The 24,767-nt window shown below is 58.1% G+C and carries 34 protein-coding genes; 1 reads left to right on the forward strand and 33 read right to left on the reverse strand.

Translation table 11 applies throughout. From position 1 onward, the window contains the following. Window positions 1-15 precede the first annotated feature (15 nt). Window positions 16-1,404 carry an MFS transporter gene (locus FHR27_RS17235; protein ID WP_042553303.1) on the reverse strand — a complete coding sequence of 463 codons (1,389 nt, stop codon included), beginning with the start codon at window positions 1,402-1,404 and terminating at the stop codon, window positions 16-18. A 189-nt stretch (window positions 1,405-1,593) separates the two neighbouring features. On the opposite strand from FHR27_RS17235, the gene uvrA reads away from it, so the two are divergent. Then, complete coding sequence (gene uvrA / locus FHR27_RS17240; RefSeq protein ID WP_179539151.1) at window positions 1,594-4,428, forward strand: excinuclease ABC subunit UvrA; 2,835 nt, start codon at window positions 1,594-1,596, stop codon at window positions 4,426-4,428. 58 nt (window positions 4,429-4,486) lie between these two features. Here the strand turns inward: uvrA and bfr are convergent, their stop codons facing one another. The 32 genes from bfr to fusA all read right to left on the reverse strand — a co-directional run bounded on the left by bfr (window position 4,487) and on the right by fusA (window position 24,755). Continuing rightward, complete coding sequence (bfr, locus tag FHR27_RS17245) at window positions 4,487-4,951, reverse strand: bacterioferritin (RefSeq protein ID WP_042552928.1); 465 nt, start codon at window positions 4,949-4,951, stop codon at window positions 4,487-4,489. A gap of 144 nt (window positions 4,952-5,095) precedes the next feature. Next, entirely contained in the window at window positions 5,096-7,390 is a 2,295-nt protein-coding gene (katG, locus tag FHR27_RS17250; RefSeq protein WP_179539152.1) for a catalase/peroxidase HPI, read from the reverse strand. Between the two features lie 169 nt (window positions 7,391-7,559). Then, window positions 7,560-7,946, reverse strand: coding sequence for a 50S ribosomal protein L17 (gene rplQ / locus FHR27_RS17255; RefSeq protein ID WP_042552930.1), 387 nt, complete (start codon window positions 7,944-7,946; stop codon window positions 7,560-7,562). A gap of 43 nt (window positions 7,947-7,989) precedes the next feature. Further along, entirely contained in the window at window positions 7,990-8,991 is a 1,002-nt protein-coding gene (locus FHR27_RS17260) for a DNA-directed RNA polymerase subunit alpha (protein WP_042552931.1), read from the reverse strand. Between the two features lie 22 nt (window positions 8,992-9,013). Beyond that, on the reverse strand, window positions 9,014-9,634 hold the full coding sequence (gene rpsD, locus FHR27_RS17265) for a 30S ribosomal protein S4 (RefSeq protein WP_042552932.1): 621 nt from the start codon (window positions 9,632-9,634) through the stop codon (window positions 9,014-9,016). A 17-nt stretch (window positions 9,635-9,651) separates the two neighbouring features. Continuing rightward, window positions 9,652-10,041 (reverse strand): 30S ribosomal protein S11, encoded by a 390-nt coding sequence (gene rpsK, locus FHR27_RS17270; RefSeq protein WP_013789773.1) that lies wholly within the window; start codon window positions 10,039-10,041, stop codon window positions 9,652-9,654. 30 nt (window positions 10,042-10,071) lie between these two features. Next, on the reverse strand, window positions 10,072-10,428 hold the full coding sequence (gene rpsM, locus FHR27_RS17275; protein WP_010487012.1) for a 30S ribosomal protein S13: 357 nt from the start codon (window positions 10,426-10,428) through the stop codon (window positions 10,072-10,074). A 131-nt stretch (window positions 10,429-10,559) separates the two neighbouring features. Next, window positions 10,560-10,676 carry a 50S ribosomal protein L36 gene (rpmJ, locus tag FHR27_RS17280; protein ID WP_002555468.1) on the reverse strand — a complete coding sequence of 39 codons (117 nt, stop codon included), beginning with the start codon at window positions 10,674-10,676 and terminating at the stop codon, window positions 10,560-10,562. Between the two features lie 28 nt (window positions 10,677-10,704). Then, entirely contained in the window at window positions 10,705-12,033 is a 1,329-nt protein-coding gene (gene secY, locus FHR27_RS17285) for a preprotein translocase subunit SecY (RefSeq protein WP_042552933.1), read from the reverse strand. Next, the gene (gene rplO, locus FHR27_RS17290; protein ID WP_013789770.1) at window positions 12,034-12,468 is read right to left on the reverse strand and encodes a 50S ribosomal protein L15; all 435 of its coding nucleotides are present in this window, start codon (window positions 12,466-12,468) and stop codon (window positions 12,034-12,036) included. A 3-nt stretch (window positions 12,469-12,471) separates the two neighbouring features. After that, on the reverse strand, window positions 12,472-12,651 hold the full coding sequence (gene rpmD / locus FHR27_RS17295; protein WP_013789769.1) for a 50S ribosomal protein L30: 180 nt from the start codon (window positions 12,649-12,651) through the stop codon (window positions 12,472-12,474). Between the two features lie 2 nt (window positions 12,652-12,653). Continuing rightward, complete coding sequence (gene rpsE / locus FHR27_RS17300; protein ID WP_013789768.1) at window positions 12,654-13,154, reverse strand: 30S ribosomal protein S5; 501 nt, start codon at window positions 13,152-13,154, stop codon at window positions 12,654-12,656. 3 nt (window positions 13,155-13,157) lie between these two features. After that, window positions 13,158-13,508, reverse strand: coding sequence for a 50S ribosomal protein L18 (gene rplR, locus FHR27_RS17305; protein WP_042552934.1), 351 nt, complete (start codon window positions 13,506-13,508; stop codon window positions 13,158-13,160). Between the two features lie 11 nt (window positions 13,509-13,519). Further along, entirely contained in the window at window positions 13,520-14,053 is a 534-nt protein-coding gene (gene rplF, locus FHR27_RS17310; protein ID WP_042552935.1) for a 50S ribosomal protein L6, read from the reverse strand. Between the two features lie 12 nt (window positions 14,054-14,065). Then, window positions 14,066-14,458, reverse strand: coding sequence for a 30S ribosomal protein S8 (gene rpsH / locus FHR27_RS17315; protein ID WP_013789766.1), 393 nt, complete (start codon window positions 14,456-14,458; stop codon window positions 14,066-14,068). A gap of 184 nt (window positions 14,459-14,642) precedes the next feature. Beyond that, entirely contained in the window at window positions 14,643-14,948 is a 306-nt protein-coding gene (rpsN, locus tag FHR27_RS17320) for a 30S ribosomal protein S14 (protein ID WP_042552936.1), read from the reverse strand. Between the two features lie 13 nt (window positions 14,949-14,961). Beyond that, a complete protein-coding gene (gene rplE / locus FHR27_RS17325; RefSeq protein ID WP_042552937.1) occupies window positions 14,962-15,501 on the reverse strand; it encodes a 50S ribosomal protein L5 in 540 nt (179 codons plus the stop codon). Window positions 15,502-15,520: 19 nt separating this feature from the next. Next, window positions 15,521-15,835: a 50S ribosomal protein L24 gene (gene rplX / locus FHR27_RS17330; protein WP_042552938.1), complete on the reverse strand. Its 315-nt coding sequence runs from the start codon at window positions 15,833-15,835 to the stop codon at window positions 15,521-15,523. A gap of 11 nt (window positions 15,836-15,846) precedes the next feature. After that, a complete protein-coding gene (gene rplN, locus FHR27_RS17335; RefSeq protein WP_002555479.1) occupies window positions 15,847-16,215 on the reverse strand; it encodes a 50S ribosomal protein L14 in 369 nt (122 codons plus the stop codon). Between the two features lie 23 nt (window positions 16,216-16,238). Then, on the reverse strand, window positions 16,239-16,505 hold the full coding sequence (gene rpsQ, locus FHR27_RS17340; protein WP_023534981.1) for a 30S ribosomal protein S17: 267 nt from the start codon (window positions 16,503-16,505) through the stop codon (window positions 16,239-16,241). Window positions 16,506-16,507: 2 nt separating this feature from the next. Further along, window positions 16,508-16,699, reverse strand: coding sequence for a 50S ribosomal protein L29 (gene rpmC, locus FHR27_RS17345; protein ID WP_002555481.1), 192 nt, complete (start codon window positions 16,697-16,699; stop codon window positions 16,508-16,510). Continuing rightward, window positions 16,699-17,112: a 50S ribosomal protein L16 gene (rplP, locus tag FHR27_RS17350; RefSeq protein ID WP_042552939.1), complete on the reverse strand. Its 414-nt coding sequence runs from the start codon at window positions 17,110-17,112 to the stop codon at window positions 16,699-16,701. The genes rpmC and rplP overlap by 1 nt, the downstream gene beginning before the upstream one ends. A 12-nt stretch (window positions 17,113-17,124) precedes the next feature. Continuing rightward, the gene (rpsC, locus tag FHR27_RS17355) at window positions 17,125-17,811 is read right to left on the reverse strand and encodes a 30S ribosomal protein S3 (protein ID WP_042552940.1); all 687 of its coding nucleotides are present in this window, start codon (window positions 17,809-17,811) and stop codon (window positions 17,125-17,127) included. Between the two features lie 13 nt (window positions 17,812-17,824). After that, the gene (gene rplV / locus FHR27_RS17360) at window positions 17,825-18,157 is read right to left on the reverse strand and encodes a 50S ribosomal protein L22 (RefSeq protein WP_003210077.1); all 333 of its coding nucleotides are present in this window, start codon (window positions 18,155-18,157) and stop codon (window positions 17,825-17,827) included. 11 nt (window positions 18,158-18,168) lie between these two features. After that, the gene (rpsS, locus tag FHR27_RS17365; RefSeq protein ID WP_013789761.1) at window positions 18,169-18,444 is read right to left on the reverse strand and encodes a 30S ribosomal protein S19; all 276 of its coding nucleotides are present in this window, start codon (window positions 18,442-18,444) and stop codon (window positions 18,169-18,171) included. A gap of 16 nt (window positions 18,445-18,460) precedes the next feature. Then, window positions 18,461-19,285, reverse strand: a complete 825-nt coding sequence (rplB, locus tag FHR27_RS17370; protein WP_042552941.1) for a 50S ribosomal protein L2 — start codon at window positions 19,283-19,285, stop codon at window positions 18,461-18,463. A gap of 14 nt (window positions 19,286-19,299) precedes the next feature. Beyond that, window positions 19,300-19,602, reverse strand: a complete 303-nt coding sequence (gene rplW, locus FHR27_RS17375) for a 50S ribosomal protein L23 (RefSeq protein WP_013789759.1) — start codon at window positions 19,600-19,602, stop codon at window positions 19,300-19,302. Continuing rightward, window positions 19,599-20,201, reverse strand: coding sequence for a 50S ribosomal protein L4 (gene rplD, locus FHR27_RS17380; RefSeq protein ID WP_042552942.1), 603 nt, complete (start codon window positions 20,199-20,201; stop codon window positions 19,599-19,601). Before rplD ends, rplW begins: the two co-directional genes overlap by 4 nt. Window positions 20,202-20,213: 12 nt before the next feature. Continuing rightward, window positions 20,214-20,849 carry a 50S ribosomal protein L3 gene (rplC, locus tag FHR27_RS17385; RefSeq protein ID WP_013789757.1) on the reverse strand — a complete coding sequence of 212 codons (636 nt, stop codon included), beginning with the start codon at window positions 20,847-20,849 and terminating at the stop codon, window positions 20,214-20,216. 82 nt (window positions 20,850-20,931) lie between these two features. Further along, window positions 20,932-21,243, reverse strand: coding sequence for a 30S ribosomal protein S10 (gene rpsJ / locus FHR27_RS17390; protein WP_010486970.1), 312 nt, complete (start codon window positions 21,241-21,243; stop codon window positions 20,932-20,934). Window positions 21,244-21,424: 181 nt separating this feature from the next. Further along, window positions 21,425-22,618 carry an elongation factor Tu gene (gene tuf, locus FHR27_RS17395; RefSeq protein WP_084307122.1) on the reverse strand — a complete coding sequence of 398 codons (1,194 nt, stop codon included), beginning with the start codon at window positions 22,616-22,618 and terminating at the stop codon, window positions 21,425-21,427. A gap of 31 nt (window positions 22,619-22,649) precedes the next feature. Next, entirely contained in the window at window positions 22,650-24,755 is a 2,106-nt protein-coding gene (gene fusA, locus FHR27_RS17400) for an elongation factor G (RefSeq protein WP_042553199.1), read from the reverse strand. Window positions 24,756-24,767 lie beyond the last annotated feature (12 nt).

Below are 24,767 nucleotides of genomic sequence, written 5' to 3' on the forward strand. Positions count from 1 at the left end.
AACGCTCTCCTACTTTCAGCACGTCACCGGCGCCGCTTCGATCAAGCGCTGCAGCGACGTGCGATCCAATTGTTGGGTATCCACTTTCACATAAATGGCGGCTTCTTCGGCCACCACGACGGCATCCGCCACTCCGGGCACTGCCTGAATTCGCTCGGCCAGACCTGCTTCCTGTAACGCCGCAGTCGATAGCGGCAAACGCAGGCTGGTTACATACGGCGGTTCGCGCATAGTAACAGCAAAGGCCAGCCAAAGAAGCGTCAACAGCGCACAGCCACCGAACACGCCGGGCAGACCATGATGCTGATACAGCCAGCCACCCATGATGCCGCCCAGGGCCGAGCCGAGGAACTGGCTGGTCGAATAGACCCCCATCGCGGTGCCTTTGCCACCTGCTGGCGCCACCTTGCTGATCAGCGATGGCAGCGAGGCCTCCAACAGGTTGAACGCAGTGAAGAACACCACGATGCCAAGCACCAGATTGCGCAAACCATGGCCGAACGCCCAGAAATACAGCTCACAGCAAAGCAGGACGATCACCGAGCCGATCAGCACACGGCGCATCTGACGCTTCTTCTCGCCGTAGATGATGAATGGCACCATCAGGAAAAAACCACCGAGCAGTGCGGTCAGGTACACCCACCAGTGCTGCTCCTTGGGCAAGCCGCCCTGCTCCACCAGAGCCAGCGGCAGAGCGATGAAGCTGGCCATCAGGATGGCGTGCAATGCGAAGATGGCGAAGTCCAGACGCAGCAGGTCAGGATGCTTGAGGGTCGGCCACAGCGCCTGTTTGGCGACCCCGGATTCACGGTGCTGCAGCGGCCCGGCGCTGGATGGCACCAGGCCGGCGACAATCACTATCCCCAGCAGCGCCATGGCGCCAGTGGCCAGGAACAGGCCGGACAACCCGAACGCCCGGGTCAGCAGCGGCCCGACCACCATGGCAACGGCGAAGGACAGACCGATGCTCATGCCGATCATGGCCATCGCCTTGGTGCGGTGCTGTTCGCGGGTCAGATCGGACAGTAGCGCCATCACCGCCGCGGAAATCGCCCCGGCGCCCTGCAGCACGCGACCGGCGATCACCCCCCAGATGGAGTCGGCGTTAGCCGCCAGCAGACTGCCTGCGGCAAACACCACGAGGCCGAAGTAGATAACCGGTCGCCGACCGATGCGATCGGACAGCACGCCGAAGGGAATCTGCAGAAAGGCCTGGGTCAGGCCGTAGGCGCCGATGGCCAGGCCGATCAGAGCCGGGGTTGAACCGGCGAGCTCTTGCCCATAGGTAGCCAATACCGGCAGTACCATGAACATGCCCAGCATGCGGAATGCGAATACCAGTGCCAGCCCACCGGCTGCCCGAGTCTCCGCGCCACTCATGCGTTCGCTGTGCGAATCGCGCATCGTCGATAACCTGTTGAAACAAGCCGGCGATTCTACCAGTCGAAACCCTACTGGCACAGCAGCGGCGCTTTGCCGCACGGCTGTCGCCCCCCGTATACTCGGCGGTTTATCCGCCCGCCACGCGAGGCTGCGACCAGAGCCTTTCTTTTACGAAGCGATGACAACGTAGGCAGCTTTTAGAGGTTCCTTGTGGACAAGATTTTGATCCGGGGTGCTCGCACCCACAACCTGAAGAACATCGACCTGACCCTGCCACGCGACAAGCTGATCGTGATCACCGGCCTGTCCGGCTCGGGCAAGTCATCCCTGGCGTTCGACACTCTGTATGCCGAGGGTCAGCGCCGTTACGTCGAGTCGCTGTCGGCCTATGCCCGGCAGTTCCTATCGATGATGGAAAAGCCCGACGTCGACACCATCGAAGGCTTGTCGCCGGCCATCTCCATCGAGCAGAAGTCCACCTCGCATAACCCGCGCTCGACGGTCGGCACCATCACCGAGATCTACGATTACCTGCGCCTGCTCTATGCACGCGCTGGCCAACCGCGCTGCCCGGATCACGATCTGCCACTGGAAGCGCAAACCGTCAGCCAGATGGTCGACCAGGTGCTCGCCCTGCCCGAAGGCAGCAAGCTGATGCTGCTGGCTCCGGTGATTCGCGAGCGCAAGGGCGAGCACTTGGCCGTGTTCGACGAGCTGCGCGCCCAGGGCTTCGTGCGTGTACGGGTCAACGGCAAGCTCTATGAGCTGGATGAGTTGCCGAAGCTCGACAAGCAGAAGAAGCACAGCATCGATGCCGTGGTCGACCGCTTCAAGGCGCGTGGCGATCTGCAGCAGCGCCTGGCCGAGTCGTTCGAGACGGCACTCAAGCTGGCCGATGGTCTTGCCCTGATCGCGCCCATGGAAGGCGAAGACGGTGAGGAGATCATCTTCTCCGCGCGCTTCGCCTGCCCGGTGTGCGGCCACTCGATCAGCGAGCTGGAACCCAAGCTGTTCTCCTTCAACAACCCGGCCGGTGCCTGCCCGACCTGCGATGGCCTGGGCGTGAAGCAGTTCTTCGATGCCAAGCGCCTGGTCAACGCCGAGCTGACCCTGGCCGAAGGCGCGATACGCGGCTGGGACAGACGCAACGTTTACTACTTCCAGATGCTCGGCTCGCTGGCCTCGCATTACGGCTTCAGCCTGGACACGCCTTTCGGCGAGCTGGACAACGACCACCAGAAAGTGATTCTCGGTGGTAGCGGCTCGCAGAACGTCGACTTCAAGTACCTCAACGACCGGGGCGACATCGTCAAGCGCTCGCATCCGTTCGAAGGCATCGTGCCCAACCTAGAGCGCCGCTATCGCGAGACCGAGTCGACCAGCGTGCGCGAAGAACTGGCCAAGTTCCTCAGCACCCAGCCCTGCCCCGACTGCCGTGGCACTCGCCTGCGTCGCGAAGCGCGTCACGTCTGGGTCGGCGAGAAGACCCTGCCGGCGGTGACCGGCATGCCGATCGGTTCGGCCAGCGACTACTTCGGTGACCTGACCCTGGAAGGTCGACGTGGCGAGATCGCCAGCAAGATTCTCAAGGAAATCTGCGAACGCCTGCAGTTCCTGGTCAACGTCGGCCTCGACTACCTGACTCTGGATCGCAGCGCTGACACCCTGTCCGGTGGTGAGGCGCAGCGCATTCGCCTGGCCAGCCAGATCGGCGCTGGCCTGGTGGGCGTCATGTACATCCTCGACGAGCCCTCCATCGGCCTGCACCAGCGCGACAATGAGCGCCTGCTCGGCACCCTTCGCCACCTGCGCGATATCGGCAATACGGTGATCGTGGTCGAGCACGATGAGGACGCCATCCGCATGGCCGACTACGTGGTCGACATCGGCCCGGGCGCAGGGGTGCACGGCGGCCGGATCGTCGCCGAAGGCACGGCAGAAGAAGTCATGGCCCATCCGGACTCGGTAACCGGCAAGTACCTGTCCGGCCGGGTCAAGATCGCCGTGCCGGCCAAACGCACACCGCGCAACAAGAAGCTGTCGCTGAAGATCAAGGGCGCCCGCGGCAACAACCTGCAGAACGTCAACCTGGATATCCCCATCGGCCTGCTGACCTGCGTGACCGGTGTATCGGGCTCGGGCAAGTCGACGCTGATCAACAACACCCTGTTCCCGCTCAGCGCCACCGCACTGAACGGCGCCACCACGCTGGAAGCGGCGGCCCACGACAGCATCGACGGCCTGCAGCATCTGGACAAGGTGGTGGACATCGACCAAAGCCCCATCGGTCGTACGCCGCGCTCCAACCCGGCCACCTATACCGGGCTGTTCACGCCGATCCGCGAGCTGTTCGCCGGTGTTCCCGAATCGCGCTCGCGGGGTTACGGCCCGGGGCGCTTCTCGTTCAACGTCAAGGGTGGGCGCTGCGAAGCCTGCCAGGGCGATGGCCTGATCAAGGTGGAGATGCACTTCCTGCCGGATATCTACGTGCCCTGCGACGTGTGCAAGAGCAAGCGTTACAACCGCGAGACGCTGGAGATCAAGTACAAGGGCAAGAGCATCCACGAAGTGCTGGAGATGACCATCGAGGACGCCCGCGATTTCTTCGATGCAGTACCGGCACTGGCGCGCAAGCTGCAGACGCTGATGGACGTGGGCCTTTCGTACATCAAGCTGGGGCAGTCGGCGACTACTCTGTCCGGAGGCGAGGCGCAGCGGGTCAAGTTGTCACGCGAGCTGTCCAAGCGTGATACCGGCAAGACCCTGTACATCCTCGACGAGCCGACCACCGGCCTGCACTTCGCCGATATCCAGCAGTTGCTGGACGTGCTGCACCGCCTGCGCGATCACGGCAACACCGTGGTGGTGATCGAGCACAACCTCGACGTGATCAAGACCGCCGACTGGCTGGTGGATCTCGGCCCGGAAGGCGGTTCCAAGGGTGGCCAGATCATTGCCGTCGGCACGCCCGAAGAAGTCGCCGAAATGCCGCAATCGCATACCGGGCACTTCCTCAAGCCGCTGCTGGAGCGTGATCGGGCCTGACCCAGCGGCCTGAAACGAAAACGCCCCGCAGATGCGGGGCGTTTTTTTGCCGCGATTCTTACATCTGGCTTTGCAGGTACTTTTCCAAGCCCAGCTTGCCGATCAGTTGCAGCTGAATCTCCAGCCAGTAGGCGTGATCTTCCTCGGTGTCCTTGAGCTGCAGCAGCAGGATGTCGCGGCTCTGATAATCCTGATGGCGCTCGCACAGCTCGATGCCCTTGCTCAACGCTGCACGCACCTGATACTCGAGGGCCAGGTCCAGCTTCAGCGCATCGGGCACTGTCTGGCCGAAGGTGAAGGCATCGGGAACCATGTCCGGCACGCCTTCCAGGAAGATGATGCGCTTGAGCAGCGCGTCGGCGTGCTGAGTCTCTTCTTCCATCTCGTGATTGATGCGCTCGTAGAGTTTGGTAAAACCCCAGTCCTCGTATAGACGCGAGTGGATGAAGTACTGATCGCGCGCGGCCAGCTCGCCTTTCAACAGGGTTTTGAGGTAATCGATGACTTCGATGTGGCCCTTCATGGGGGGAAATCCTTGGTGCAGCGGATGGAATGGGTGAATGCTCGACCCATCATCCGTCGCGGTCAAGTAAAAAGCACAACGCCCCCGTGAGGAGGCGTTGGTTACAGCGGCTCACCAGGCCGGACGCAAGCGCCCGGACGGGAATCAGGCGAGGTCGAAACGGTCGAGGTTCATGACCTTGGTCCAGGCAGCCACGAAGTCTTCGATGAAGCGGGCATCGGCACTGGCATAGACTTCGGCCTGGGCGCGCAGGATGGCGTTGGAGCCGAACACCAGATCGACACGCGTGCCGGTCCACTTCACCTCACCGCTTTTGCGATCGCGCCCTTCGTACAGATTGGCGTCGCCTGGCACTGCCTTCCACGCCGTACCCATGTCGAGCAGGTTGACGAAGAAGTCATTGCTCAGCGCCCCCGGCCTGTCGGTGAGCACACCGTGGCCAGCACCACCCACGTTGATATTGATCGAGCGCAGGCCACCGATCAGCACGGTCAACTCAGGCGCGGTCAAGGTCAACAGCTGCGCCTTGTCGATCAGCAACGCTTCGGCGGGTACGCTGTAGCGCCCCTTGAGGTAGTTGCGGAAACCGTCGGCGATCGGCTCGAGCACGGCGAAGGATTCGACATCGGTCTGCTCCTGCGAGGCATCCGCCCGCCCGGCCGAGAACGGCACATTGACGGCGTGACCGGCCTGGCTGGCGGCCTGCTCGATACCGGCATTACCGGCCAGCACGATCAGATCGGCCAGGCTGACCTGCTTGCCGCCGGTGGCGGTGCGGTTGAACTCGCCACGGATACCCTCGAGCGTCGCCAGAACCCCGGCCAGTTGCTCGGGCTGATTGGCAGCCCAATCCTTCTGCGGTGCGAGGCGCAGGCGTGCACCGTTGGCACCGCCGCGCTTGTCGGATCCACGGAAGGTGGACGCCGAAGCCCAGGCCGTGCCGACCAGTTCGGAGACCGACAGACCGGAGGCCAGCACGCGGGCCTTCAGCGCGGCGACGTCCACCTCATCGATCAGCGGGTGGTGAACAGTCGGCAGAGGATCTTGCCAGAGCAGGTCTTCCTTCGGCACTTCCGGCCCCAGATAACGCGATTTCGGACCGAGGTCACGGTGGGTCAGCTTGAACCATGCGCGAGCGAAGGCTTCGGCGAATGCCTGCGGGTTATCCAGGAAACGCCGCGAAATCTTCTCGTAAGCTGGGTCGACGCGCAGCGACAGGTCGGTGGTCAACATGGTCGGCAGACGCTTCTTCGAGGGATCGTGAGCGTCGGGAATGATCGCATCGGCGCCTTTGGCCACCCACTGGTGGGCGCCCGCCGGGCTCTTGGTCAGCTCCCACTCGAACTTGAACAGGTTCTCGAAGAAGTTGTTGCTCCACTGCGCAGGCGTGGTCGTCCAGGTCACTTCCAGACCGCTGGTGATCGCATCACCGGCTTTCCCGCTACCGAACGAGCTGGCCCAACCCAGACCCTGCTCTTCGAGACCGGCGGCCTCGGGCTCGGCACCAACGTTGTCCGCAGGCCCAGCACCATGGGTCTTGCCGAAGGTGTGACCGCCAGCGATCAGCGCGACGGTCTCTTCATCATTCATGGCCATGCGCGCGAACGTCTCGCGGATGTCATGGGCTGCCGCGAGCGGATCGGGGTTACCCTCCGGGCCCTCCGGGTTGACGTAGATCAGCCCCATCTGCACGGCAGCGAGCGGATTCTCGAGATTGCGGCCCTGACTGTCGGTGCGATCGTGCTCCTGGCCATGCAGCTCTTCATCGGCCACGACCACGCCGGTATCGTCATCACGGCCTGCAGCGCCCTTGCCGTAGCGGTTATCGCCGCCCAGCCAGGTCTTCTCGGTACCCCAATAGACGTCCTGATCCGGCTCCCAGGTGTCCTGCCGCCCACCAGCGAAGCCGAACGTACGGAAGCCCATGGTCTCCAGAGCGACGTTGCCGGTGAGCACCAACAGGTCGGCCCAGGAAATCTTCTGACCATATTTCTGCTTGATCGGCCACAGAAGACGGCGCGACTTGTCGATGTTGACGTTATCCGGCCAGCTGTTGAGCGGTGCGAAACGCTGCTGTCCACGCCCGGCGCCGCCGCGGCCGTCGCCAGTACGGTAGGTACCGGCAGCGTGCCAGGCCATACGGATGAATTGCGGACCATAGTGGCCGAAGTCAGCTGGCCACCAGTCCTGGGAGTCGGTCATCAACGCGCGCAGATCTTTTTTCAGCGCTTCGTAATCCAGCGATTGGAAGGCTTCGGCATAGTTGAACGTCTCACCCAACGGGTTTGACTTGGAGGAATGCTGGTGCAGCAGGTCGACACGCAGTTGGTTCGGCCACCAGTCGCGATTACCGGTACCACCGCCAGCGGTATGCTTCGGCGTTGTATCGGAAGCGCCTCCCGAGAAAGGGCATTTACCTTCGGTCTTCTCACTCATCATCTATCTCCTTACCAGGCCTGATCGTTCCCGACTGAGCGGGATTGGCATTGAGTATCGACGAGCGGTAGCGAACTCTCAAATGAATAAGACCTTACAGACCGATAGTTTTTAACTAAAAATTAGGCATAAAAAAACCGGGCCTGAGCCCGGTTTTTCTTGCAACGATGCCTTACTCGGCAGCTTCTACTGCGCCGCCGACCGGACGGTCAACCAGCTCAACATAAGCCATCGGGGCATTGTCACCAGCACGGAAACCGCACTTGAGGATACGCAGGTAACCGCCCTGACGGGTGGCGTAGCGCTTGCCCAGATCGTTGAACAGTTTGCCAACGATGGCTTTCGAACGAGTACGGTCGAAAGCCAGACGACGGTTGGCAACGCTGTCTTCTTTAGCCAGGGTGATCAGCGGCTCGGCAACGCGACGCAGTTCCTTGGCTTTCGGCAGAGTAGTTTTGATCAGCTCATGCTCGAACAGCGATACCGCCATGTTTTGAAACATGGCCTTGCGGTGAGCGCTGGTGCGGCTGAGGTGACGGCCACTTTTACGATGACGCATGGTTCAATTCCTTACCAAACTTCACGTTCGGTGATGATGACGATCAGGCAGTCGCCTTATCGTCTTTCTTCAGACTTGCCGGCGGCCAGTTGTCGAGGCGCATACCGAGGGACAGACCACGGGAAGCCAGAACGTCCTTGATTTCAGTCAGGGATTTCTTGCCCAGGTTCGGCGTTTTCAACAGCTCTACTTCGGTGCGCTGGATCAGGTCACCGATGTAGTAGATGTTTTCTGCCTTGAGGCAGTTGGCCGAACGAACGGTCAGTTCCAGGTCATCAACCGGACGAAGCAGGATCGGGTCGATCTCGTCTTCCTGTTCGATTACAACAGGCTCGCTGTCACCTTTGAGGTCGACGAATGCAGCCAACTGCTGTTGCAGGATGGTTGCAGCACGACGGATGGCCTCTTCAGGATCCAGGGTACCGTTGGTTTCGAGGTCGATAACCAGTTTGTCCAGATTGGTACGCTGCTCAACACGAGCGTTTTCCACCACGTAGGACACGCGACGCACCGGGCTGAAGGAAGAGTCGAGCTGCAAGCGACCAATGCTGCGGCTCTCGTCTTCATCACTCTGGCGCGAATCAGCTGGCTCATAGCCGCGACCACGAGCTACTACGAGCTTCATGTTCAGCGCGCCATTGGAGGCCAGGTTGGCGATAACGTGGTCGCCGTTGACGATTTCAACATCATGATCCAGCTGAATATCGGCAGCGGTTACGACGCCAGAGCCCTTCTTCGCCAGAGTCAGTGTAACTTCGTCTCGACCGTGCAGCTTGATTGCCAGACCTTTAAGGTTGAGCAGGATTTCAATTACGTCTTCCTGAACACCTTCGATGGCGCTGTACTCATGGAGTACACCGTCAATCTCGGCCTCGACTACTGCACAGCCAGGCATGGAGGACAACAGGATGCGACGCAGCGCGTTGCCCAGGGTATGGCCGAAACCACGCTCGAGAGGCTCGAGAGTGATCTTGGCGCGGGTCGGACTGACCACCTGCACATCGATGTGGCGGGGGGTCAGGAACTCATTTACCGAAATCTGCATGGATGCACCTATTTTCTAGCCCTTACTTGGAGTAGAGCTCGACAATCAGGCTTTCGTTGATGTCAGCGGAGAGATCACCGCGAGCCGGGACGCTTTTGAAAACGCCAGACTTCTTCTCGGTATCTACATCTACCCATTCAACGCGGCCACGCTGGGCACACAGCTCGAGAGCTTGAACGATGCGCAGCTGATTCTTCGATTTCTCACGAACTGCAACCACGTCGCCAGCTTTAACCTGGAACGACGGTACGTTTACAGTCTTACCGTTGACGCTGATCGCTTTGTGCGAAACCAGCTGACGGGATTCGGCGCGGGTAGCACCGTAGCCCATACGGTAAACAACGTTATCCAGACGGCATTCGAGCAGTTGCAGCAGGTTCTCACCAGTAGCGCCTTTCTTGCCGGCAGCTTCTTTGTAATAACCGCTGAATTGACGCTCGAGGACGCCATAGATACGACGAACTTTTTGCTTCTCGCGCAGCTGGGTGCCGTAGTCGGACTGACGGCCACGGCGCTGGCCGTGGATACCTGGGGCTGCTTCGATGTTGCACTTCGATTCCAGAGCGCGAACGCCGCTTTTCAGGAAAAGATCTGTGCCTTCACGACGAGACAGTTTGCATTTGGGACCAATGTAACGAGCCATTTCTCACTGTCTCCTGATTACACGCGACGCTTCTTCGAAGGACGGCACCCGTTATGCGGGATGGGCGTCACATCGGTGATGCTGGCGATCTTGTAACCGCAACCGTTAAGAGCACGGACTGCGGACTCACGACCCGGACCTGGGCCCTTGACGTTTACGTCGAGGTTCTTCAGGCCGTATTCCAGCGCAGCTTGACCAGCACGCTCAGCAGCCACCTGGGCAGCGAACGGGGTGGACTTGCGAGAACCGCGGAAACCCGAACCACCGGAGGTAGCCCAGGACAGGGCGTTACCTTGACGGTCGGTAATGGTCACGATGGTGTTGTTGAAAGAAGCGTGGATGTGGGCGATGCCATCAACCACCGTCTTCTTGACTTTCTTACGAGTACGAGCAGCAGGTTTTGCCATGACTAAATTCCTGTCGATTCGCGAACGCGATTACTTGCGGATCGGCTTACGCGGGCCCTTACGGGTACGCGCGTTGGTCTTGGTACGCTGACCGCGAACCGGGAGGCCGCGACGATGACGCAGACCGCGGTAGCAGCCCAGATCCATCAAGCGCTTGATTTTCATGTTCACTTCACGGCGCAGATCACCCTCGGTATTAACCTTGGCGACTTCACCACGCAGCTGCTCGATCTGCTCGTCAGAGAGATCCTTGATCTTTGCTGCCGGGTTTACACCGGTAGCAGCACAGATTTTCTGTGCAGTAGTGCGACCGACACCAAAGATGTAGGTCAGCGAGATAACAGTGTGCTTGTTATCCGGAATGTTAACGCCTGCAATACGGGCCATTCAGTGGAACTCCAATTGACAGCTACCTACGCCCCGGAAGCCAAGAAATGGGGCGCGAGATATTATCGCTGTAGAAACAAATAATCAACCCGGCAGCGCACTAGCTGCCGGGCTTATAGCTTCGATCACACTCAGCCTTGGCGCTGTTTGTGACGCGGTTCCGCGCTGCAAATCACTCGCACAACACCTTCACGGCGAATAATTTTGCAGTTACGGCACAGCTTTTTCACCGATGCACGAACTTTCATCACCAACTCCTCGAACCTTATGGACACTTCAGCGGAGCATGCCGCTGCCGTAGCCCTTCAGGTTGGCTTTCTTCATCAGGGATTCGTACTGGTGCGAAACGAGGTGCGATTGTACTTGCGACATGAAGTCCATCACAACCACTACCACGATCAGCAACGAGGTCCCGCCAAGGTAGAACGGTACGTTGGCCGCCACCACCAGGAACTGGGGCAACAAGCATACGGCCGTCATGTACAGAGCACCGAACATGGTCAAGCGAGTCAGAACGCCATCGATATAGCGTGCGGACTGCTCACCGGGACGGATACCCGGAATAAAGGCACCGGACTTCTTCAGGTTTTCCGCTACGTCTTTCGGGTTGAACATCAGCGCTGTGTAGAAGAAGCAGAAGAAAACGATCCCTGCACTAAACAGCAAAATGTTCAACGGCTGACCAGGAGCGATAGCCTGCGAAATATCCTGCAGCCAGCCCATACCTTCGGACTGACCAAACCAGGCACCCAGCGAGGCCGGGAACAACAGAAGGCTGCTGGCGAAGATGGCCGGGATTACGCCCGCCATGTTCACCTTCAACGGCAAGTGGCTGGTCTGCGCAGCGAAGACCTTGCGGCCCTGCTGACGCTTGGCGTAGTGCACCGCAATGCGACGCTGGCCACGCTCAATGAACACCACGAAACCGATAATCGCTACTGCCAGCAAACCGATGGCGATGAGGGCGAAGATATTGATATCGCCCTGACGAGCAGACTCGAAAGACTGCCCGATCGCCGACGGCAGACCGGCTACGATGCCCGCAAAAATCAGCATCGAAATACCGTTGCCAACACCGCGCTCGGTGATTTGCTCGCCCAACCACATCATGAACATCGCACCGGCCACGAAGGTGGTGACTGCAACGAAGTGGAAGCCGAAATCGACCGAAAACGCTACACCCTGGCTCGCCAGGCCAACGGACATGCCGATAGCTTGGACGAACGCCAGGATCAAGGTGCCGTAGCGGGTGTATTGACTGATCTTGCGACGACCAGCCTCACCTTCCTTCTTCAACTGCTCCAGCTGCGGGCTGACGGCGGTCATCAGCTGCATGATGATCGATGCCGAGATGTACGGCATGATCCCCAATGCAAAGATGCTCATCCGCTCCAGCGCGCCGCCGGAAAACATGTTGAACAAGCTAAGAATGGTCCCCTCATTCTGTCGGAACAGATCAGCTAGACGATCCGGGTTAATGCCTGGAACTGGGATATGCGCACCGATTCGATAGACGATGATCGCCATGAACAGAAAGCGCAGACGAGCCCAGAGCTCGGACAACCCGCCACCAGCCAGCGCAGAGAGAGCACCTTGCTTAGCCATTTATTCCTCGAACTTACCGCCAGCTGCTTCGATAGCCGCGCGCGCACCTTTGGTGGCGGCGATACCTTTAAGGGTGACCGCACGAGTAATCTCACCGGACAGCATGACTTTCACACGCTGTACGTTTTGATTAATCAGGTTGGCATCCTTCAGCGCTTGCAGAGTAACTACGTCGCCTTCGATCTTGTTCAGCTCGGAAGTACGCACTTCTGCGCGATCCATAGCTTTCAGAGACACGAAACCGAACTTGGGAAGACGACGGTGCAGAGGCTGCTGGCCGCCTTCGAAACCCGGAGCAATGGTGCCACCGGAGCGGGAGGTCTGACCTTTGTGGCCACGGCCACCGGTCTTGCCCAAACCACTACCGATACCACGGCCCGGACGGTGCTTCTCGCGGCGGGAACCCGGCGCTGGACTCAAATCGTTCAGGTACATGGATCAACCCTCCACACGGAGAAGGTAATAAGCCTTGTTGATCATGCCGCGGTTTTCCGGAGTATCCAGAACTTCGACGGTATGATTGATGCGACGCAGGCCGAGACCCTTGACGCAGGCTTTATGATTGGCCAGACGGCCATTGGTGCTCTTGATCAGAGTCACTTTGACAGTGTTAGCCATGGTTAGAGAATCTCCTCGACACTCTTGCCACGCTTGGCTGCAACCGAATCCGGAGACTGCATAGCCTTCAGACCTTTGAAAGTGGCATGAACCACGTTCACAGGGTTGGTAGAGCCGTAGCACTTGGCCAGAACGTTCTGAACACCAGCGACTTCCAGGACGGCACGCATGGCGCCACCAGCGATGATGCCGGTACCTTCGGAAGCAGGCTGCATGTACACCTTGGAAGCGCCATGGGCGGACTTCATTGCGTACTGCAGAGTGGTGCCGTTCAGATCAACTTGGATCATGTTGCGACGAGCAGCTTCCATAGCCTTCTGGATAGCAGCCGGCACTTCACGGGACTTGCCACGGCCGAAACCTACACGACCCTTACCATCACCAACCACGGTCAACGCGGTGAAGGTGAAGATACGGCCGCCTTTAACGGTCTTGGCAACGCGGTTCACCTGAACCAGCTTCTCGATATAGCCTTCGTCGCGCTTTTGGTCGTTATTTGCCATAACTTAGAACTCCAGCCCGCCTTCACGAGCAGCATCAGCCAGCGCCTTGACGCGGCCGTGGTACTTGAAGCCAGAACGGTCGAATGCAACCTGAGTCACACCAGCGGCTTTCGCGCGCTCGGCAACCAGCTCACCAACTTTCTTGGCCGCGTCGACGTTGCCAGTGGCGCTGTCACGCAGTGCTTTGTCCAAGGTAGAGGCGCTGGCCAGAACCTTGCTGCCGTCGGCCGAGATGACCTGGGCATAGATGTGCTGCGAAGAGCGATACACGCAGAGACGCACGGCTTCGAGTTCGTGCATTTTCAGGCGTGCTTTGCGAGCGCGACGCAGACGAGTAACTTTTTTGTCGGTCATTTCCTAGCCCCTTACTTCTTCTTGGCTTCTTTACGGCGGACGACTTCGTCAGCGTAACGAACACCTTTGCCCTTGTAAGGTTCAGGACGGCGGAAGTCACGAATCTCCGCGGCAACCTGACCAACCAGCTGCTTGTCGACACCCTTGATAAGGATCTCGGTCTGGTTCGGGGTTTCGGCCACAACGCCTTCCGGCAGTTGATAGTCGATAGGGTGAGAGAAGCCCAACGCCAGATTGAGGACCTGGCCCTTGGCCTGTGCCTTGTAACCAACACCGACCAGCTGGAGCTTGCGCTCGAAGCCTTGGCTTACGCCGATGACCATGTTGTTAACCAGTGCACGGGTAGTACCAGCCATCGCACGAGTCTGCTGGTCGCCGTTGCGAGCAGCGAAACGCAGCTCACCGGATTCCTGCAGAACTTCAACGGACGAGTGAACGTTCAGTTCCAGAGTGCCCTTGGCACCCTTCACCGAAAGCTGCTGACCGGCGAGTTTGATCTCTACACCAGCAGGCAGCTTGACGGGGTTCTTAGCAACGCGAGACATGCTTATCCCCCCTTAGAACACAGTGCAAAGCACTTCGCCGCCGACACCGGCAGCGCGCGCAGCGCGGTCCGTCATCACACCTTTGTTGGTGGAGACGATGGAAACACCGAGACCGCCGCGAACTTTCGGCAGATCATCGACGGATTTGTACTGGCGAAGGCCGGGACGGCTGACGCGCTTGACTTCTTCGATAACCGGACGGCCTTCGAAGTACTTCAGCTCGATGGACAGCTGCGGCTTTGCTTCGCCGCTGATCTGATAACCCGCAATATAACCTTCGTCTTTCAGAACTTTGGCTACAGCCACCTTCAGGGTAGAAGAAGGCATGCTTACGACGGACTTTTCAGCCATCTGGGCATTACGGATACGAGTTAGCATGTCCGCTAACGGGTCCTGCATACTCATGGGCTAGACGCTCCTGATACAAAAAGAATTAGCCTCTCGGCTAAGAATCACCAGAACTCACGGAAATCCGGACTCGGGCGAGCCGGGCATTCTAGAGACTGATCAAAAATGAATCAAGCCCCAAAAGGGGCTTGATTCATATTGCTTGTACGCCGGAGCTAACTCCGGCGTTCGCCGCAGCGGTTTACCAGCTGGCCTTGACCAGACCTGGTACGTCGCCACGCATGGCTGCTTCACGCAGCTTGATGCGCGACAGACCGAACTTGCGGAAGACACCGTGCGGGCGGCCAGTGATACGGCAGCGGTTGCGCAGGCGCGAGGCGCTGGCATCACGGGGTTGCTTCTGCAGTGCGACCTGGGCTTCCCAACGCGCTTCCGGAGAGGTTTCCGGATTGACGATGGTAGCTTTCAGCTCAGCACGCTTTTTGGCGTACTTGGCAACCGTGCGCTGACGCTTCAGCTCGCGGTTTTTCATGCTCGTCTTGGCCATGTTCCTACTCCAATCAGTTGCGGAACGGGAATTTGAAAGCACGCAGCAGTGCGCGGCCTTCGTCATCCGTACGGGCAGTAGTGGTCAGAGTGATGTCCAGACCACGCAGCGCATCGATCTTGTCGTAATCGATTTCCGGGAAGATGATCTGCTCTTTCACGCCCATGCTGTAGTTGCCACGGCCATCGAAGGACTTGGCATTCAGGCCGCGGAAGTCACGCACGCGCGGCAGGGAGATGGACAGCAGACGATCCAGGAACTCGTACATACGCTCGCGACGCAGAGTGACCTTGACGCCGATCGGCCAGCCTTCACGAACCTTGAAACCAGCGATCGACTTGCGGGCATAAGTCACGACGACTTTCTGACCGGTGATCTTCTCGAGGTCGGCAACTGCGTGTTCGATGATTTTCTTGTCACCGATCGCTTCGCCCAGGCCCATGTTCAGGGTGATCTTGGTGATGCGCGGAACTTCCATCACGTTACCAAGCTTCAGTTCATCCTTCAGCTTGGGGGCGATTTCCTTCCGGTAAATCTCTTTCAGTCGTGCCATGGTGTTTTACCTATGATTCTCAAGCGCCAACCGGCTTCTGGGTGGACTTGAAGACACGAATTTTCTTGCCGTCTTCAACTTTGAAACCAACGCGATCAGCCTTGTTGGTTTCGCCATTGAAAATGGCAACGTTGGAAGCGTGCAGTGGCGCTTCTTTCTCGACGATACCGCCTTGAACGCCCGACATCGGGTTCGGCTTGGTATGACGCTTCACCAGGTTGATGCCACCGACGACCAGACGGTCGTCAGCGAGAACCTTGAGCACCTTACCGCGCTTACCTTTGTCTTTGCCGGCGATCACGATGATCTCGTCGTCACGACGAATCTTTTGCATGTCGGATCTCCTTAAAGCACTTCAGGGGCGAGCGAGACGATCTTCATGAACTTCTCAGTACGAAGTTCACGGGTCACTGGCCCGAAGATACGGGTACCGATCGGCTCCTGCTTGTTGTTCAGCAGAACAGCAGCGTTGCCGTCGAAGCGGATGATCGAACCATCGGCACGGCGAACGCCGTGACGGGTACGAACGACCACTGCGGTCATGACCTGACCTTTCTTCACTTTACCGCGCGGAATTGCTTCTTTGACGGTGACCTTGATGATGTCGCCGATGCCAGCGTAGCGGCGATGCGAGCCACCCAGCACCTTGATGCACATGACGCGGCGTGCACCACTGTTGTCGGCCACATCGAGCATGGATTGAGTCTGAATCATATAATTTCTCCGACCCCTAGCCCTTAGACTTCCACTGCGCGTTCGAGAACTTCAACCAGCGCCCAAGACTTGGTCTTGGCCAGCGGACGCGTTTCGGTAATCGAAACTTTGTCGCCGATCTTGCACTGATTGGTTTCGTCGTGAGCGTGCAGCTTGGTCGAACGCTTGACATATTTACCGTAGATCGGGTGCTTAACGCGACGCTCGATCAGAACGGTGATGGTCTTGTCCATCTTGTCGCTGACAACACGGCCGGTCAGCGTACGGACTGTTTTTTCGGCTTCAGCCATGATCACTTACCTGCCTGCTGGTTGAGCACAGTTTTCACACGAGCGATGTCGCGTTTAACTTGCGAGAGCAGGTGAGACTGCCCCAACTGGCCAGTTGCTTTCTGCATACGCAGATTGAACTGGTCGCGCAGCAGGCCGAGCAGTTGCTCGTTCAGCTGCTGTGCTGATTTTTCACGAAGTTCATTCGCTTTCATCACATCACCGTCCGCTTAACAAAAGTGGTGGCGAGCGGCAGCTTTGCAGCAGCCAGGGCGAAAGCCTCACGCGCCAACTCTTCGGAAACGCCTTCGATCTCATACAGGACTTTGCCTGGCTGGATCTGGGCTACCCAATACTCGACGCTACCCTTCCCTTTACCCATCCGCACTTCGAGAGGCTTCTTGGTAACAGGCTTGTCAGGGAACACGCGAATCCAGATCTTCCCGCCACGCTTGACGTGACGAGTCAGAGCACGACGAGCGGACTCGATCTGACGGGCGGTGAGACGACCGCGGGCAACAGACTTCAGCGCGAACTCGCCGAAGCTGACTTTGCTACCGCGTTGAGCCAAGCCACGGTTGTGGCCGGTCATCTGCTTGCGGAACTTCGTACGCTTTGGTTGCAACATGTGGCGTACCCCTTACTTAGCAGCTTTTTTACGAGGCGCAGGTGCTTGCGGTTTCAGTTCTTCCTTGAGGCCACCGATGACCTCACCTTTGAAGATCCAAACCTTGACACCGATCACACCATAAGTGGTGTGCGCTTCGTACGTGGCATAGTCGATATCGGCACGCAGGGTGTGCAACGGCACACGACCTTCGCGATACCATTCGGTACGTGCGATTTCCGCACCACCAAGACGACCGCTCACCTGGATTTTGATGCCCTTGGCACCAATACGCATGGCGTTCTGTACAGCGCGCTTCATGGCGCGACGGAACATCACACGACGCTCCAGCTGCTGAGCTACGCTCTGCGCAACCAGCATACCGTCGAGCTCCGGTTTACGGATCTCTTCGATATTGATGTGCACAGGCACACCCATTTGCTTGGTCAGGTCCTGACGCAGCTTCTCAACATCCTCACCTTTCTTCCCGATAACGATACCTGGACGAGCGGTGTGGATGGTGATGCGTGCGGTTTGGGCCGGGCGAGCGATGTCGACACGGCTTACGGACGCGCTTTTTAGTTTGTCGAGGAGATATGCACGCACCTTCAGATCAGCGAACAGGTAGTCCGCATAAGTCCGGCCGTCTGCATACCAGACGGAGGTGTGTTCCTTGACGATTCCCAGGCGTATGCCAGTGGGATGTACTTTCTGACCCATCTGATCGACTCCGTTACTTGTCCGCAACCTTGACAGTGATATGGCAAGACCGCTTGACGATGCGATCAGCGCGGCCTTTGGCACGCGGCATGATGCGCTTAAGCGAACGCCCCTCGTTGACGAAAACGGTGCTGACCTTCAGGTCATCAACGTCTGCGCCTTCGTTGTGCTCGGCGTTGGCTACAGCCGACTCCAGCACTTTCTTGATGATTTCAGCGGCTTTCTTACTGCTGAAAGCCAGCAGGTTGAGCGCTTCGCCCACCTTCTTCCCGCGAATCTGGTCGGCGACCAAGCGGGCTTTCTGGGCGGAGATGCGAGCGCCCGACAACTTAGCGGCTACTTCCATTTCCTTACCCCTTAACGCTTGGCTTTCTTGTCAGCCACGTGCCCACGATAGGTACGGGTGCCGGCAAATTCGCCCAGTTTGTGGCCGACCATGTCTTCGTTCACGAGAACTGGGACGTGTTGACGACCGTTATGCACGGCGATGGTCAGACCGACCATCTGCGGCAGAATCATCGAACGGCGCGACCAGGTTTTCACCGGCTTGCGATCGTTCTTTTCTGCTGCCACTTCGACCTTCTTCAGTAGGTGAAGATCGATAAAAGGACCTTTTTTCAGAGAACGTGGCACTGTCGTATCCCTCTAGTTACTTGCGACGACGGACGATCATGTTGTCGGTGCGTTTGTTACCACGAGTCTTCGCGCCCTTAGTCGGGAAGCCCCATGGAGACACCGGATGACGACCACCAGAGGTACGACCTTCACCACCACCGTGTGGGTGGTCGACCGGGTTCATGGCAACACCACGAACGGTCGGGCGAACGCCACGCCAGCGTTTGGCACCAGCTTTACCCAGCGAACGCAGGCTGTGCTCGGAGTTCGAGACTTCACCCAGGGTCGCGCGGCATTCGGCCAGCACTTTACGCATTTCACCGCTGCGCAGACGCAGGGTGACGTAGACGCCTTCACGAGCGATCAGCTGAGCCGAAGCACCAGCGGAACGAGCGATTTGAGCACCTTTGCCCGGCTTCAGCTCGATACCGTGAACGGTCGAACCAACCGGAATGTTACGCAGCGGCAGGCTGTTACCAGCCTTGATCGGCGCCATCGAACCAGCAACCAGCTGATCGCCGGCGCTCACACCTTTCGGTGCGATGATGTAACGACGCTCACCATCTGCATATTTCAGCAGAGCGATGTGCGCGGTACGGTTCGGGTCATATTCAACGCGCTCGACAGTGGCTGGAATGCCATCTTTGTCGTTGCGACGGAAATCGACCAGACGATAGTGCTGCTTGTGACCACCACCGATATGACGGGTAGTGATACGGCCGTTGTTGTTACGACCGCCAGTCTTCGACTTCTTCTCGAGCAGTGGAGCATGAGGAGCGCCTTTGTGCAGCTCCTGATTGACCACCTTGACCACAAAACGGCGGCCCGGGGAAGTCGGTTTGCATTTAACGATTGCCATGATGCACCCCTTCCTTACTCAGCACTGCTGGTGGCGAAATCGAGATCCTGGCCTGGCTGAAGGGAGATGATCGCCTTCTTCCAGTCGTTACGCTTGCCCAGACCGCGAGCGGTGCGCTTGCTCTTACCCAGAACGTTCTGAGTAGTGACATGCTGAACCTTCACGCTGAACAGGCTTTCGACGGCCTTCTTGATTTCCAGCTTGGTTGCGTCAGTTGCAACCTTGAAAACGAACTGGCTTTTCTTGTCTGCCAGAGTCGTGGCCTTCTCGGAGATGTGCGGGCCAAGCAGCACTTTGAATACGCGTTCCTGGTTCATCCCAGCAGCTCCTCGAATTTCTTCACGGCAGAAACGGTGACCAGCACCTTTTCATACGCGATCAGACTGACCGGATCGGAACCCTGCACGTCACGAACGTCGACGTGTGGCAGGTTGCGAGCAGCCAGGTACAGATTTTGATCAACGGCATCGGACACGATCAGAACGTCAGTCAGACCCATGTCGTTCAGCTTGCCCAGCAGTTCTTTGGTTTTCGGAGCTTCGACAGCGAAGTCTTCGACCACTACCAGACGGTCGCTACGGACCAGCTCAGCAAGAATCGAACGGATCGCTGCGCGATACATCTTCTTGTTCAGCTTCTGATCATGGTTCTGCGGACGAGCTGCGAAGGTCACACCACCGCCACGCCAGATCGGGCCACGAGTGGTACCAGCACGCGCACGGCCAGTACCCTTCTGACGCCACGGGCGCTTGCCGCCACCGGAAACGTCGGAACGAGTCTTCTGCTGTTTGCTGCCCTGACGGCCGCCAGCCATGTAGGCTACGACTGCTTGGTGAACCAGGGTCTCGTTGTAGTCGCCACCGAAAGTCGCATCAGAGACTTCGATCGCTTGAGCGCCATTTACATTTAATTGCATGTCAGCTTCCCCTTAACCGCGAGCCTTGGCAGCCGGACGTACAACCAGGTTGCCGCCAGTAGCGCCAGGAACGGCACCCTTGACCAGCAGCAGGTTGCGTTCAGCATCCACGCGCACTACTTCCAGGGACTGCACAGTCACGCGCTCAGCACCCATGTGACCGGACATTTTCTTGCCCTTGAAGACACGACCCGGAGTCTGGCACTGGCCAATCGAACCCGGAACGCGGTGGGACACGGAGTTACCGTGGGTATTGTCTTGGCCGCGGAAGTTCCAACGCTTGATGGTACCGGCAAAGCCTTTACCTTTGGACTGACCGGTCACGTCGACCAGTTGACCAGCTTGGAAGATTTCAGCGTTGATCAGATCGCCAGCCTGGTAGTCGCCTTCTTCAAGACGGAATTCCAGAACGGTACGACCTGCCGCGACGTTCGCCTTGGCGAAGTGACCGGCTTGAGCCTTGCTGACACGAGAAACGCGACGCTCACCCACAGTGACTTGCACTGCGCGATAGCCATCGGACTCTTCAGTTTTAAACTGGGTGACGCGATTCGGTTCGATCTCGATGACCGTAACCGGAATGGAGACACCTTCTTCGGTGAAAATACGGGTCATGCCGCATTTACGACCGACTACACCAATAGTCATGTTGTAACCTCATGAGTGTACGGGGCTTTCACCCGCTATGGCCGCCCATTTCAGAGCGTTACACGACTAAAACCGCCAGGTTTTAGCCGAGGCTGATCTGCACTTCCACGCCAGCCGCAAGATCGAGCTTCATAAGAGCATCAACGGTTTTATCCGTTGGCTGGACGATGTCCAGTACGCGCTTATGAGTACGGATTTCGAACTGATCGCGCGCGTCTTTGTTGACGTGTGGCGAAGTCAGAACGGTGAACCGCTCTTTGCGAGTTGGCAGAGGAATCGGACCACGCACCTGAGCACCAGTACGTTTCGCGGTTTCCACGATTTCCTGGGTTGATTGATCGATCAGGCGATGGTCAAAAGCCTTCAACCGTATACGGATTTGTTGGTTTTGCATTTTGACCTCAGATTCCAAGCTGCGAGTCCCTGTCAACGGGCGCAATACGCCCGTTAAAAGGAGGCGTGATTCTATAGACGACCCTAGAGGGTGTCAACCCGGTTAGAAAATAACCAATGAAGATAGCGCCCATAAAAAAGCCCCCGCATTGCGGGGGCTCTTTTTGAATCAGATCAGACGATTACTCGACGATCTTGGCAACCACGCCAGCACCAACGGTACGACCACCTTCGCGAATTGCGAAGCGCAGGCCATCTTCCATGGCGATCGGCTTGATCAGGGTGACAACCATTTTGATGTTGTCGCCCGGCATTACCATCTCAACGCCTTCCGGCAGTTCGCACGAACCGGTCACGTCAGTGGTACGGAAGTAGAACTGAGGACGGTAGCCTTTGAAGAACGGGGTGTGACGGCCACCTTCTTCTTTGGACAGAACGTACACTTCAGCTTCGAACTTGGTGTGCGGCTTGATGGTGCCCGGCTTGGCCAGTACCTGACCACGCTCTACGTCATCACGCTTGGTGCCACGCAGCAGAACGCCGCAGTTCTCACCAGCACGACCTTCGTCGAGCAGCTTGCGGAACATCTCAACACCGGTACAGGTGGTCTTGGTGGTGTCACGCAGACCAACGATCTCGATTTCTTCCTGGATCTTGACGATACCGCGCTCTACACGACCGGTCACTACAGTGCCACGGCCGGAGATCGAGAATACGTCTTCGATCGGCATCAGGAACGGACGGTCGATTGCACGAACCGGCTCCGGGATGTAGCTGTCCAGAGTTTCGACGAGCTTCTTGACGGCAGTGGTGCCCATCTCGTTGTCGTCCTGGCCGTTCAGAGCCATCAGAGCGGAACCGATGATGATCGGCGTGTCGTCGCCCGGGAAGTCGTAAGTGCTCAGCAGATCGCGCACTTCCATTTCCACCAGCTCCAGCAGCTCGGCGTCATCAACCATGTCAGCCTTGTTCAGGAACACGACGATGTACGGAACGCCTACCTGACGCGACAGCAGGATGTGCTCGCGAGTCTGAGGCATCGGACCATCGGCAGCCGAACAAACCAGGATAGCGCCGTCCATCTGGGCAGCACCGGTGATCATGTTCTTGACGTAGTCAGCGTGACCCGGGCAGTCAACGTGCGCGTAGTGACGTACGGAGGAATCGTACTCAACGTGCGCAGTGTTGATGGTGATACCACGAGCTTTCTCTTCCGGCGCGCTGTCGATCTTGTCGAAGTCGACCTTGGCCGAACCGAATACTTCGGAGCAGACGCGGGTCAGAGCAGCGGTCAGAGTGGTTTTACCGTGGTCAACGTGACCGATGGTGCCAACGTTGACGTGCGGTTTGTTACGTTCGAATTTTTCTTTAGCCACGACAATTAACTCCTAGCTTAAAGGGGCTGAATCAGCCTTGTTTTTTGGTTACAGACTCGACGATATGCGACGGAGCTGTGTTGTATTTCTTGAATTCCATGGAGTAGCTTGCGCGACCCTGAGACATGGAACGGACGTCGGTTGCGTAACCGAACATCTCACCCAGCGGAACTTCAGCACGGATCACCTTACCGGAGATCGTGTCTTCCATACCCAGGATCATGCCGCGACGGCGGTTGAGGTCGCCCATCACGTCACCCATGTAATCTTCAGGGGTAACAACTTCTACCGCCATGATCGGCTCGAGCAACTCACCACCGCCCTTCTGGGCCAGCTGCTTGGTCGCCATGGAAGCCGCCACCTTGAACGCCATCTCGTTGGAGTCGACGTCGTGGTAGGAACCATCGAACACGGTAGCCTTCAGGCCGATCAGCGGATAGCCGGCGACAACGCCGTTCTTCATCTGCTCTTCGATACCTTTCTGGATAGCCGGGATGTATTCCTTCGGAACCACACCACCCACAACCTCGTTCACGAATTGCAGACCTTCCTGACCTTCGTCAGCAGGAGCAAAACGGATCCAGCAATGGCCGAACTGGCCACGACCACCGGACTGACGCACGAACTTGCCTTCGATTTCGCAATTCTTCGTGATGCGCTCACGATAGGAAACCTGAGGCTTGCCGATGTTGGCTTCGACGTTGAACTCGCGGCGCATACGGTCGACCAGGATGTCCAGGTGCAACTCGCCCATGCCGGAGATGATCGTCTGACCAGTCTCTTCGTCGGTCTTGACGCGGAAAGATGGGTCTTCCTGAGCGAGCTTGCCCAGAGCGATACCCATTTTTTCCTGGTCGTCCTTGGTCTTGGGCTCTACGGCAACCGAAATAACCGGCTCCGGGAAGTCCATACGAACGAGGATGATTGGCTTGTCAGCGTTGCACAGAGTCTCACCAGTGGTGACGTCCTTCATGCCGATCAGAGCAGCGATGTCGCCAGCGCGCACTTCTTTGATCTCTTCGCGGGCGTTTGCGTGCATCTGCACCATACGACCCACACGCTCTTTCTTGCCCTTGACCGAGTTGATCACGCCGTCGCCGGAGGCCAACACGCCCGAGTAAACGCGGACGAAGGTCAGAGTACCCACGAATGGGTCGGTAGCGATCTTGAACGCCAGAGCCGAGAACGGCTCGCTGTCATCGGCGTGACGCTCCATTTCCTCTTCCTCGTTATCAGGGTTGGAGCCCTTGATAGCAGGAATGTCGGTAGGAGCCGGCAGGAAGTCGATGACGGCGTCGAGAACCAGGGGAACGCCCTTGTTCTTGAAGGAAGAACCGCAAACGGCCAGAACGATCTCACCAGCGATGGTGCGCTGACGCAGAGCGAGCTTGATTTCGTCGTTGGTGAGTTCTTCACCTTCGAGGTACTTGTTCATCAGCTCTTCGTTGGCTTCGGCCGCAGCCTCGACCATGTTGCCGCGCCATTTTTCGGCGTCTGCCAGCAACTCGGCAGGGATTTCCTTGCGAACAGGAACCATACCCTTGTCGGAATCGTTCCAGTACACAGCTTGCATGTTGATCAGGTCGATCTGGCCCTGGAAGTTGTCTTCCGAACCGATAGCCAGCTGGATCGGCACCGGAGTGTGACCCAGACGCTGCTTGATCTGACCGATGACACGCAGGAAGTCAGCACCGGCACGGTCCATCTTGTTTACGTAAACAAGACGCGGAACGCCGTACTTGTTGGCTTGGCGCCATACGGTTTCCGACTGAGGCTCAACGCCCGAGGTACCGCAGAACACAACGACCGCGCCGTCGAGTACGCGCAGGGAACGCTCAACTTCAATGGTGAAGTCTACGTGCCCCGGGGTGTCGATGACGTTGAAACGGTGCTCGTCCTTGTACTGCTTCTCGGAGCCTTTCCAGAAGGCGGTGATAGCAGCGGAAGTGATGGTAATACCACGCTCCTGCTCCTGCACCATCCAGTCTGTGGTCGCGGCGCCATCATGCACCTCGCCCATTTTGTGGCTTTTGCCGGTGTAAAAAAGGACGCGCTCGGTGGTAGTGGTTTTACCAGCATCCACGTGAGCCACGATACCGATGTTACGGTAGCGATTAATCGGTGTAGTACGAGCCATAAAGCCCTCGCA

The organism is Pseudomonas flavescens, from assembly GCF_013408425.1.
GTDB lineage: Bacteria > Pseudomonadota > Gammaproteobacteria > Pseudomonadales > Pseudomonadaceae > Aquipseudomonas > Aquipseudomonas fulva_A.

Bases quoted from the DNA above. Each gene is read 5' to 3' on its own strand.
- FHR27_RS17235 (WP_042553303.1), bottom strand. From the start codon at position 1,404: ATGCGCGATTCGCACAGCGAACGCATGAGTGGCGCGGAGACTCGGGCA.
- bfr (WP_042552928.1), bottom strand. From the start codon at position 4,951: ATGAAGGGCCACATCGAAGTCATCGATTACCTCAAAACCCTGTTGAAA.
- katG (WP_179539152.1), bottom strand. From the start codon at position 7,390: ATGATGAGTGAGAAGACCGAAGGTAAATGCCCTTTCTCGGGAGGCGCT.
- rplQ (WP_042552930.1), bottom strand. From the start codon at position 7,946: ATGCGTCATCGTAAAAGTGGCCGTCACCTCAGCCGCACCAGCGCTCAC.
- FHR27_RS17260 (WP_042552931.1), bottom strand. From the start codon at position 8,991: ATGCAGATTTCGGTAAATGAGTTCCTGACCCCCCGCCACATCGATGTG.
- rpsD (WP_042552932.1), bottom strand. From the start codon at position 9,634: ATGGCTCGTTACATTGGTCCCAAATGCAAACTGTCTCGTCGTGAAGGC.
- rpsK (WP_013789773.1), bottom strand. From the start codon at position 10,041: ATGGCAAAACCTGCTGCTCGTACTCGTAAGAAAGTCAAGAAGACGGTG.
- rpsM (WP_010487012.1), bottom strand. From the start codon at position 10,428: ATGGCCCGTATTGCAGGCGTTAACATTCCGGATAACAAGCACACTGTT.
- rpmJ (WP_002555468.1), bottom strand. From the start codon at position 10,676: ATGAAAGTTCGTGCATCGGTGAAAAAGCTGTGCCGTAACTGCAAAATT.
- secY (WP_042552933.1), bottom strand. From the start codon at position 12,033: ATGGCTAAGCAAGGTGCTCTCTCTGCGCTGGCTGGTGGCGGGTTGTCC.
- rplO (WP_013789770.1), bottom strand. From the start codon at position 12,468: ATGTACCTGAACGATTTGAGTCCAGCGCCGGGTTCCCGCCGCGAGAAG.
- rpmD (WP_013789769.1), bottom strand. From the start codon at position 12,651: ATGGCTAACACTGTCAAAGTGACTCTGATCAAGAGCACCAATGGCCGT.
- rpsE (WP_013789768.1), bottom strand. From the start codon at position 13,154: ATGGCAAATAACGACCAAAAGCGCGACGAAGGCTATATCGAGAAGCTG.
- rplR (WP_042552934.1), bottom strand. From the start codon at position 13,508: ATGACCGACAAAAAAGTTACTCGTCTGCGTCGCGCTCGCAAAGCACGC.
- rplF (WP_042552935.1), bottom strand. From the start codon at position 14,053: ATGTCTCGCGTTGCTAAGAACCCCGTCAAGCTGCCTGCTGGTGTAGAG.
- rpsH (WP_013789766.1), bottom strand. From the start codon at position 14,458: ATGAGTATGCAGGACCCGTTAGCGGACATGCTAACTCGTATCCGTAAT.
- rpsN (WP_042552936.1), bottom strand. From the start codon at position 14,948: ATGGCCAAGACGAGCATGAAAAACCGCGAGCTGAAGCGTCAGCGCACG.
- rplE (WP_042552937.1), bottom strand. From the start codon at position 15,501: ATGGCACGACTGAAAGAGATTTACCGGAAGGAAATCGCCCCCAAGCTG.
- rplX (WP_042552938.1), bottom strand. From the start codon at position 15,835: ATGCAAAAGATTCGTCGTGACGACGAGATCATCGTGATCGCCGGCAAA.
- rplN (WP_002555479.1), bottom strand. From the start codon at position 16,215: ATGATTCAGACTCAATCCATGCTCGATGTGGCCGACAACAGTGGTGCA.
- rpsQ (WP_023534981.1), bottom strand. From the start codon at position 16,505: ATGGCTGAAGCCGAAAAAACAGTCCGTACGCTGACCGGCCGTGTTGTC.
- rpmC (WP_002555481.1), bottom strand. From the start codon at position 16,699: ATGAAAGCGAATGAACTTCGTGAAAAATCAGCACAGCAGCTGAACGAG.
- rplP (WP_042552939.1), bottom strand. From the start codon at position 17,112: ATGTTGCAACCAAAGCGTACGAAGTTCCGCAAGCAGATGACCGGCCAC.
- rpsC (WP_042552940.1), bottom strand. From the start codon at position 17,811: ATGGGTCAGAAAGTACATCCCACTGGCATACGCCTGGGAATCGTCAAG.
- rplV (WP_003210077.1), bottom strand. From the start codon at position 18,157: ATGGAAGTAGCCGCTAAGTTGTCGGGCGCTCGCATCTCCGCCCAGAAA.
- rplB (WP_042552941.1), bottom strand. From the start codon at position 19,285: ATGGCAATCGTTAAATGCAAACCGACTTCCCCGGGCCGCCGTTTTGTG.
- rplW (WP_013789759.1), bottom strand. From the start codon at position 19,602: ATGAACCAGGAACGCGTATTCAAAGTGCTGCTTGGCCCGCACATCTCC.
- rplD (WP_042552942.1), bottom strand. From the start codon at position 20,201: ATGCAATTAAATGTAAATGGCGCTCAAGCGATCGAAGTCTCTGATGCG.
- rplC (WP_013789757.1), bottom strand. From the start codon at position 20,849: ATGACTATTGGTGTAGTCGGTCGTAAATGCGGCATGACCCGTATTTTC.
- rpsJ (WP_010486970.1), bottom strand. From the start codon at position 21,243: ATGCAAAACCAACAAATCCGTATACGGTTGAAGGCTTTTGACCATCGC.
- fusA (WP_042553199.1), bottom strand. From the start codon at position 24,755: ATGGCTCGTACTACACCGATTAATCGCTACCGTAACATCGGTATCGTG.